This window comes from Desulfovibrio sp. 1188_IL3213, assembly GCF_036763145.1.
Taxonomy (GTDB): Bacteria; Desulfobacterota; Desulfovibrionia; order Desulfovibrionales; family Desulfovibrionaceae; genus Desulfovibrio.
Window position 1 is genome coordinate 1 of record NZ_JBAIYR010000515.1, and the last position, 1,454, is coordinate 1,454.

Here is a 1,454-nt window from a genome sequence, read left to right on the forward strand (position 1 = left end):
CGGAAGTACCCGCCTCGGCATTGGCCGGCGCTTCGCCGCTGCTCTTGCTCTTGAGCCAGCTTTTTTCCGTGCCGGAACGCAGACGGACGATATTCTCCCGGTGCTTCCAGACCACAACGGCCCACACACCGAGGGCCAGCGGCAGCCATACCCACAACCCGCTGACGGCCAGCGCCACGGGCAGGGCCGTGACCAGGGTCAAAGACCCCAGAGAAACAAAGCCGCTGCGCCAGATAACAAGCGTACACAGCAGAGAGGCGGCCAGAAGCTGCCAGAAGGCCAGGGGCAGAAAAATGCCGATGCTCGTTGCCACGGCCTTGCCGCCCCGAAACTTCATAAAGCAGGAAAAGACATGCCCAAGCACACAGGCCAGAGCCACCACGCTGACAAAAACGGGCGACCCGTTGATTCTGAAGGCCAGCCACACAGGCACGGCCCCCTTGAGCACGTCACACAAAAGTGTGGCTACGCCCCACTTGAAACCGCAAAGGCGGGCCACGTTGGTGGCCCCGGTATTACGGCTGCCGCTTTCACGCGGATCAATACCGCAAAAGGTTCTGGCAATGACCAGCCCCCACGGCGCGGAACCAAGCACATAAGCCAGGGCTATCCAGAGTATTTCCAGCATGGGCATCTCCACAACACGCTGTCGGACTGCATTTCTTGAGAGTATCACCGCCGGGAGGCCAGGGACGCGCCCTGAAGCCCGCGCAACCGCAACCGTCAGGGCCGCGCTAGTCCACCGTGGCTGCTTCCAGAATCATGATTTCATTGTACAGCGGGTGTACCTTGCCGATCCGCACATCCACCCGCAGGCCGGGATGCGCCCTGTCGTCAAAGAGCTTCCGCCTGCCGCGCACAAACATGCCCTGATCCTGCAGGCTCACGCTTACAAAGGCATCATTCTCTTCCGTGATCACGCCGGGCCACCAGACCTTGTCGCCCTGCTGACGGAAATACAGCAGCTTCCAGTAGCGCGGGCGAAAACGCTGCACCTGCCCCACGGCATCCAGCACAGGCGAGATCGTCTGCAAAAGCTCGGTCAGGGCGCTCTCGCTCCAGCGGGGTTGCCCCGAACACAAGAAATGCACTACCTGGGCCTCGTTGACAAGATCGGGATAACGCCGCAGGGGCGAAGTAACGGGCGTATAGCGGTCAAGGCCCAAAGCCGCGTGCGGCCTGGCCTGCACCTCAAGGCCCGAGGGCGTCAGGGCGCGCATGATGCGCGTCATGTCCTGCGGGGTATGCCATATGCCCGCGTATTCACGGGGCAGCACCACGTCCTGCACCCTGTGCAGCATGGCGACTTCACGCTCCAAAGCCCAATGGGCCACGGCAGCGCTGGCGAGAATCATCATTTCGGCCACCAGCATCTGCGCATCCGGGGCGTGATAGTCCGGCCCCACATGCACGCGCACGTCGGCCCCTTCGCCCTCCAGCCGTATGGCGGGATC

2 protein-coding genes are annotated in these 1,454 nt (G+C 62.6%); both read right to left on the minus strand.

Annotated features, from left to right (window positions below; genetic code table 11):
- The coding region (gene plsY / locus V6C16_RS13185; RefSeq protein ID WP_333543427.1) for a glycerol-3-phosphate 1-O-acyltransferase PlsY at positions 1–628 on the minus strand (628 nt) is incomplete at its 3' end.
- Between the two features lie 106 nt (positions 629–734).
- The coding region (locus V6C16_RS13190) for an RNB domain-containing ribonuclease (protein ID WP_333543428.1) at positions 735–1,454 on the minus strand (720 nt) is incomplete at its 5' end.